This is a genomic window from Candidatus Rokuibacteriota bacterium (assembly GCA_016188005.1).
Classification (GTDB): Bacteria; Methylomirabilota; Methylomirabilia; order Rokubacteriales; family CSP1-6; genus UBA12499.
The window spans coordinates 50,837-57,531 of record JACPIQ010000016.1 but is presented as its reverse complement, the minus strand read 5'-3'; the positions used below and the strand labels follow the sequence as shown (position 1 = coordinate 57,531).

7 protein-coding genes and 1 tRNA gene are annotated in these 6,695 nt (G+C 69.6%); 3 read left to right on the top strand and 5 right to left on the bottom strand.

Annotated elements, in window-relative coordinates; all coding sequences use genetic code 11:
• On the bottom strand, window positions 1-788 hold a 788-nt coding region (locus HYV93_04820; GenBank protein MBI2525285.1), incomplete at its 3' end, for an AMP-binding protein.
• 737 nt (window positions 789-1,525) lie between these two features.
• Here HYV93_04820 and HYV93_04815 point away from each other — a divergent pair.
• Both HYV93_04815 and HYV93_04810 read left to right on the top strand, forming a co-directional pair.
• Window positions 1,526-1,909 carry a hypothetical protein gene (locus HYV93_04815; GenBank protein ID MBI2525284.1) on the top strand — a complete coding sequence of 128 codons (384 nt, stop codon included), beginning with the start codon at window positions 1,526-1,528 and terminating at the stop codon, window positions 1,907-1,909.
• Complete coding sequence (locus HYV93_04810) at window positions 1,906-3,021, top strand: hypothetical protein (GenBank protein MBI2525283.1); 1,116 nt, start codon at window positions 1,906-1,908, stop codon at window positions 3,019-3,021. The genes HYV93_04815 and HYV93_04810 overlap by 4 nt, the downstream gene beginning before the upstream one ends.
• Window positions 3,022-3,393: 372 nt before the next feature.
• Here the strand turns inward: HYV93_04810 and HYV93_04805 are convergent, their stop codons facing one another.
• The 4 genes from HYV93_04805 to HYV93_04790 form a co-directional block, all read right to left on the bottom strand.
• Complete coding sequence (locus HYV93_04805) at window positions 3,394-3,957, bottom strand: cupin domain-containing protein (GenBank protein ID MBI2525282.1); 564 nt, start codon at window positions 3,955-3,957, stop codon at window positions 3,394-3,396.
• 2 nt (window positions 3,958-3,959) lie between these two features.
• The gene (locus tag HYV93_04800) at window positions 3,960-4,370 is read right to left on the bottom strand and encodes a hypothetical protein (protein MBI2525281.1); all 411 of its coding nucleotides are present in this window, start codon (window positions 4,368-4,370) and stop codon (window positions 3,960-3,962) included.
• A gap of 915 nt (window positions 4,371-5,285) precedes the next feature.
• Window positions 5,286-5,651 (bottom strand): DUF5615 family PIN-like protein, encoded by a 366-nt coding sequence (locus tag HYV93_04795; GenBank protein ID MBI2525280.1) that lies wholly within the window; start codon window positions 5,649-5,651, stop codon window positions 5,286-5,288.
• Complete coding sequence (locus HYV93_04790; protein MBI2525279.1) at window positions 5,648-5,866, bottom strand: DUF433 domain-containing protein; 219 nt, start codon at window positions 5,864-5,866, stop codon at window positions 5,648-5,650. The genes HYV93_04795 and HYV93_04790 overlap by 4 nt, the downstream gene beginning before the upstream one ends.
• A 707-nt stretch (window positions 5,867-6,573) precedes the next feature.
• On the opposite strand from HYV93_04790, the gene HYV93_04785 reads away from it, so the two are divergent.
• Window positions 6,574-6,650 (top strand) — tRNA-Arg (locus HYV93_04785).
• Window positions 6,651-6,695: the final 45 nt, after the last annotated feature.

Genomic DNA, 6,695 nt, shown 5'->3' with positions numbered 1-6,695 from the left:
TCGCTGGCGCCCATCTCCTCGGTCGGGGCCTCCGGCGGCTGCGGCCCCACCCCCTCATGCCACCAGTGATCGCGCCCGGGCGTCATCGGCGTCTCGACGCCCTCGCCCAGGTAGCGCACGACGATGACGTGCTCGACCGAGGGCACGTTCCTGAGCGCCTCGTCGAGCACGGCCTTCATGGCGCCGGGCTTGCCGCGACGCCAGGCCCCATCGGAGGTGATCACCGCCCGGGCGCCGCCGTCGGCCAGCCTGAGCGCCAGCGGCTCGGGCCCGAAGCCGGAGAAGAGCGGCATCACGATGCCGCCGACCTTGACGATGGCGAAGAAGGCGGCGAAGGCCTCGGGCAGGTTGGGCAGGAAGATCCCCACCGCATCTCCGCGCCCGATGCCCAGCGAGCGCAGCGCGTTGGCGAGCCGGCACACCTCGGCGTCGAAGTCGCGATAGCTGAGGGTGCGCCGGGCGCCGGTCTCCCCTTCCCAGACGAGGTAGGTCCGGTCCCAGACCGGCGTGCCGCGGTGCCGGTCGAGACAGTTGAGCACCATGTTGGTGGTGCCGCCCACGCACCAGCGCGCCCAGGGCAGCCCCTTTGACAGGTCCAGGACCTGCTCGTAGGGACGGTAGAAGCGCAGATCGAAGAAGCGGATCACCTCGCCCCAGAACCAGGCCGGGTCGGCGTCGGCGCGGCGCACGAGCGCGTCGTAGTCCGCGCAGCCGGCGCGCCGGAGAAAGGCGGTGAGGGTGCTCTGCGCGATCAGTTCCGGTGTGGGTGTCCAGAGGAACTCGCTCATGCGCTCGGAAACCTCCTGCAGGGAATGGTGAACACGACTCCGTCGCGCGCCGTCCTGGATCCGCCGACGCCTGACGGCCTTCTCCCGCAGCTTCATCTATATCATCCCGTGAGGCGCCGTCAATCGGCCCGGGCGGCCGGCGCCGATCCGCCTCCCGGGGCTCGCGACACCGGCAGCGGCCCCATTTAGCGGGCCTCCAGTACCCCCTGAAAGACCCCAGCGTCGTCGAGCCGCCGGCCCCGGAGCCCTCTCCCTGGAGCCGAGACCGCCCGGCTCTGACGCAGGTGCAGGCCCCGCCGCTTCACGCTGCTCCTCCGCGCTGCTGCTTGACATGCCCGTGGCGTACGCGATAAGGTCCGCGGAGACCAATGGGCTCGGCTCACCGTTCACCCCTCGGGGCGAACAGAGCCCGGGCGCGAGGTGCTGGCATGGCGCATGGTGTCCGTTGGCTCGTCTTGCTGCTCGGCCTCCTCCTCCCGGCTGCCTCGAGTCACCCCGAGGCGTTCGCGCCGGACCGGTGGGCGTCCGAGTGCGCGGGCCGCGTGCTCGGCGCCGGCCGCGCCGAGGCCGCGGACGGTGGGTGCTGCCACTTCGGCGGCGGTGTATGCGGCTGTCGGGCAGGCCGTGCCGTGTGCTGCAAGGGCGGGGTGTCCTCGTGCCCTTGCGGTGGCTCGGTCCGGCAAGAGCCGCCACCAGCCACCCGCGGGGTCCCACGCGGTGACGAGCGCGAGGGTCCCGTGGTCCACCTGAGCAAGGTTCTGTTCACCGACCAGGACAGCAAGCCCCCGCTCCTCAACCTGACATCCTTCCGGATGGGCCAGAACGTCTGGGTCTGGGTCGACCTGCGCTGCCCCGAAGCGTGCCGGGCCCAGCTTGCCTCGTTCGGCGAGAGCGAGATCCCACTGAGTCTCTATTGGTACTTCGATCCGGGGGCCAGCCCGGTGCTGCGCGAGGACCTGAAGACCGACCGCGCGTTCAAGGCGAGCGCCTTGCCCCTTCGGGTGGTGATCCCGGCGAGGCTCACGCCCGGCAACTGGATCGCCGAGATCGCCTACGGGCCTGACCGCATCTGCACGTGGGACGACCAGCGCTGCTCTTTTCGCGTCCGCATGATCCCGTGAGCGAGCCCAATACCGGGAGCGCCCGCGGCGCGAGCCTCCCAGCGGCCAGCCTCGAGAACCTGAAGCCCCTGTCGGAGGTGGTGGGCGACGCCAGCGCGCTGCTCTATCACGCGGTCGCCGCCGGGAGAACGGTCGAGCCTGCGATCCGCGACCCGATCATCAAGACGCGGGCCGCGGTCACCGGGGGCGAGCCCGTGTCGCCGGCCGACGAGAGCGCCTTCCTCGGCGCCTACTCGCGCCTGGCCGTCATGGTTGCGCCGGTGACGGTGGCCACGCTCCGCGCCACGAGCCGCCACGAGGACAGCCGCTCGCTCCTCCCGCGGCTCCTCCGGCTCCGCTCGACCTCCGACGCCCAGGTTGTCTCGTTCCGGTTCGGCCTCCTCGCGCTCTTCCTGCTGCTCGTGATCGGCACGTGCGAGTGGACGCGCACCTTCGTCACCGCGATCATCACCAGCCAGGACGAGCTGGTGAAGGTGCGGGAGGAGATGCGCACGGGGCGGCTCGCCCTCCGGCTGCTCGGCGAACAAATCAAGGCGCTCGACGCCGAGCTGGGCCGCCAGAGCCAGTCTCCGGGCGTCGTGCGCGCGAGCCTGATCAAGCAGCGCGAGGAGCTGGATGCCCGGCTCGCCCACCTGCGCGAGCAGCAGATCGGCCTCGAGCAGCGAATCGACCAGGGCTACGCCACCCTCGGCCGCTTCGTGCGCGTGGTGGACTGGGCCGAGCTGCGGAACGTGATTTTCCCGATCGCGATGATCCTCGGGGGCTTCATCCTGCCCGTGCTCTACGGCGCGCTCGGAACCTTGGCCTACATCCTCCGGGCGATCTACGCCCAGATGGTCCAGCGGAGCTTCGACCCGCGACAGACCGGGGAGTTCGTCGTGCGGATCTTCCTCGGCATGCTCAGCGGGATTACGCTCCAGTGGATTTTTGTGCGCGACAGCGGGACGATACCCGGCGGCATCACCCCCGTCGTCCTCGCCTTCATCGGCGGCTACAGCGTGGAGCTGCTCTTCACCGCGCTGGACCGCCTGCTGACGGCCGTGACGGGCTCCCTCAAGCCCAGCTCGGCGCCCCAGAAACCTGCTCGCGTCGAGGACCAGGGCGAGAGCTGACCCCCAAGGCTGTCGCCGCGCGGTGCCGGCGGCCAACGTGCTCTTGTATCACGCCGTCCTCGCCCCGCGAGACCGCGCGACACACCGCATGGTCCCCCGCCAGGCGGTCGCGCAACCGCCACGGCAGGGTGAGCCCCCAGTGGCGGAGCGGCACGTGTGGCCTCCCTGTGTCGGCGAGGGACGTGGCGCGCTCCGGGTCCTCCTCCGCGTGGTTTGGCATCCCCTGCGGGCGCGGGCCCGCCGGCTGAACGGCGACCAGGACCGCTCGGGGTGCCGGTTCCGCCGGGAGCGATATCGCTTCGGCGACGGAGGCCCGGTCAAGCGGCGGATGCGGCCGAGAGCGCGAGCTGAAGCTGGAGGCGCCGGTGCCGGTCAAATCCGCGGCGTGATCGGGCGATCGATGAGCACGGCGAGGAACAGCGCCGGTCCACCATGGGCCGCCCAGGCGTGGCTGGTGCCGCGCTGGATCACGATCTGGCCGGGTCTCAGCCGCGTCTCGCCGCTCTCGAGGATCAGCGACGCATCCCCCTTCAGGAGGCAGATGACGTCGAGGGTGTGCGTCTCGTGCATCGCGTGATGCCGCGTCTGGTCCTGCACGTGGGCGGCCGCGCCCATGCGCGCGAAGGCCGCCTTGGCGGCCGCGTCCAGGGCCGCCTTCGGCGCGCCGGGCGGCGGCGGCTCGACGATGAACCAGCGCACCTTCACCTCCCCGCGTGCCGGCGACAGGACCGGCGCCCCTTTCGGCCCCCGGTCCGCGCCCTCGCGCGGATCCAGGGGCCCCGAGGCGGCGTCGGCCCAGATCTCGAACAGGCCGCCGAGCCCGGCCTCGGCCATCACGGCGGAGGGCGGACCGTCGACGATGATGACCGACTGCCCCTTCGCGTCGTCCCCGGTGATGACCCGCCGCAACGCGTCTTCGAAACCCGGATAGCTCATCGCTACTTCTTCTTGAGGAACTGAATGCCCCGCAGGGTGGCGACGCCCTTGCCCTTGTTGGACACGTCGAGCACGATCCCCTCCTGATGGAGCCAGCTCTCACCCGTCTTCTTCTCCGCGACCTTGTCCCCGTACTTGTAGGTGAAGACGCCCTTTGTCACCCAGAGGATCTCGGTGGACCCCACCTTGATGTCCTTCACGGCTGCCCCGGGATCCATCTCGAACTGAATGAGCTGGGCCTTCTCGATCCCCGGGAAGCCGGGCTCGAAGGTGTTGACCACCGCGAAGCGCACCGGCTCCTTCTTTGCCTTCTCCTGCTTTGCCTTCTCCTGCGCGAGCGCGGCGCCCCCCAGCATGACGCCCAGGGCGGACACGAGCATGAAGCCCACGGCCACTGTCCAGATCCTTCTCATGGGGCTCTCCTCTCTCCTCGATGGTCGGTTGCCTCGCAGCCGGTCGGCGCCGCTCACCGACGCCGCCGCGTTCGCCACGTCGCGCAACGGATAGCGCCTGGCCCGGGGGGTGTCAACCCCGGATTTCGCCCCCGCAGGTTGACGGGGGGCGCGATCCTCGGAAGGTGCCGCGCTCGGTTCAGCACAAGATCCGCCAAGGCCGTGTAGACTGGCCTCGGCTGTCGCGTAGGTCCTTGCGTGCCCGTAGCTCGGCTTGATAGAGCATCGGCCTTCTAAAGTGCCTAGACGCGTGTTGCGTGGTGTCCCTCTCGCTCACGCGGCGGAGCTATCGCCCTCTGTTCACGCGGCCTTCCGCTGCGATTGGCGAGACAGCGCCATGAGCGGGAGCGATACGGAGGGGGCGCAAGCGAGTCACCGCACTTCGAGAAAACTTCGCGTCGCTTTGCTCCCGGTTCCGACTGCCGCTCGCTCATTGCCCGCCGTAGACCATCGCGTAAACCTCTGAGCGGCCCGAGGCTTGACCGCCGGTTGTGCGCCAGCCGGTCGCGAATTCTGCCCTCTCCGGTGACCCTCAACGCACCGGGATCGGGTGCGCGCCGGACACTTGCAGCCGATCGATGGTGCAAGCGTAGCCAACTCTGGCCCCCTTCGGCGGCGCGCGCCCCGTCCGGGGTCCCCGTCCCCATGACATGATCTCCCAAATTCGGACGCTGGCCGCGCCAGGAACCACAGGAGCCGATGCCACAGTGCTGCCGGGTGCCCTGCGCCGCGCCCCGGGACAGGCGCGCGCCATGGTAATCCCGCATCGCGCCCTGTCAACGCCGTTTCCTGCGGTCGCGCGACCCGCCTGCCCGGCGCCGACGCTGGCCTTGAAGCCACCCGGGTTGTCAAGGGGCGGCGTCGCGGACCGGTGCGCTACCGGACCGGCAGGCGGCGAATCCGGATACGGGTGTCCTCGACGGTGATAATCGCCCCAGCCTTGGCGTCGGACTCGAGGCTCGGCAGGACGCGCTCGAGGATGGCGTCAACGAGCTCGATGCGCGAAGAGGAGAGGCGCAACGAGATGAGCGACGGCGCCCGTCCTCCTGCGAACGCCAGGATCGCCGAGAAGCGGAGATCCTGGGTGAGGATGACACGGTCGTCCTGGATGGCGCGGGCGACAATGGCCTCGTCCGCCGAGGTCGCCGGCATGATCTCGTTGATGCGCGCCACGTCATGGCCACGGGCCTGCAGAGATCGCACGGTGCGCGGCGAGATGTGCATGTCGGCGAGGAGCCTCATGCAATCGCCGAGGTCGTCTCACTCGCCAGCCAGGCGCCGTACTTGGCGGCCTGGTAGACGTCCTCCTTCTCCAGTTCGGGATACTCCTTGACAATCTCGTCGGCCGTGTAGCCGTCGCCGAGCAGCTTCAGCACAAAGTCCACCGTGATGCGCATCCCGCGGATGGTGGGCTTGCCATCACAGACCCGAGGGTCAACGGAGATCCGGTCCAACATGCTTCCAGGTTACTCGGTACGAGGTGAATCGGCAACACCGGTGCATCGGCGATATCCGGCCCGGCCACGGGGGCGCAAGCCGTCCGCCGCTGCGATAGGGGCGCACCCCGGCGCCCGCCTTATCCCTCGGAACCTCCCGCCCGCGCGGGTCACCCGGAGCGCACCACGTCGCGAGCGTAGATGTCATGAAGCGGCTGGCCTCTCGCTCGACGTGGTGGCATAGACTGCCCCACAAGAGCTACTCGCGCTCAACGGCGCAGAGAGGAGAGGCCAGCCATGGACCATATTGGCGTCGACGTCGACAAGAAGGGAGCGTAGCTAACACAATGGGTGTCGGGGGGCGGGTGCGGCCGAGGCCGGGGCGGCGCCGTCGGGTGGGGCGCCGCTTGACACAACAGCCAGATTCGGACGCTGGCCGCCCCAGGAGCCCAGGAGTCGATGCCACAGAGCCGATGCCACAGAATGTCTCGATGGCCTCTGAACTGATGTCCGAGCTGTAGATGATGCCACAGTCGGCGCCGCTCACCGGCGCCGCCGCGTTCGCCACGTCGCACAACGGATAACGCCTGGCCCGGGGGGTGTCAACCTCGGATTTCGCCCCCGCGAGGTTGACGGGGGGCGCGATCCTCGGAAGGTGCCGCGCTCGGTCCAGCACAAGATCCGCCAAGGCCGTGTAGACTGGCCTCGGCTGTCGCGTAGGTCCTTGCGCGCCCGTAGCTCAGCTGGATAGAGCATCGGCCTTCTAAGCCGAGGGTCGCAGGTTCGAATCCTGCCGGGCGCGCCATTGTCTTTCAGGGACTTCCACCGCGGCGCCTTCCACGCCGCCAGG

What these genes read in the sequence shown, in the direction of transcription:
- HYV93_04805 (MBI2525282.1), bottom strand. Translation starts at nt 3,957, where the DNA reads ATGAGCTATCCGGGTTTCGAAGACGCGTTGCGGCGGGTCATCACCGGG.
- HYV93_04800 (MBI2525281.1), bottom strand. Translation starts at nt 4,370, where the DNA reads ATGAGAAGGATCTGGACAGTGGCCGTGGGCTTCATGCTCGTGTCCGCC.
- HYV93_04795 (MBI2525280.1), bottom strand. Translation starts at nt 5,651, where the DNA reads ATGAGGCTCCTCGCCGACATGCACATCTCGCCGCGCACCGTGCGATCT.
- HYV93_04790 (MBI2525279.1), bottom strand. Translation starts at nt 5,866, where the DNA reads ATGTTGGACCGGATCTCCGTTGACCCTCGGGTCTGTGATGGCAAGCCC.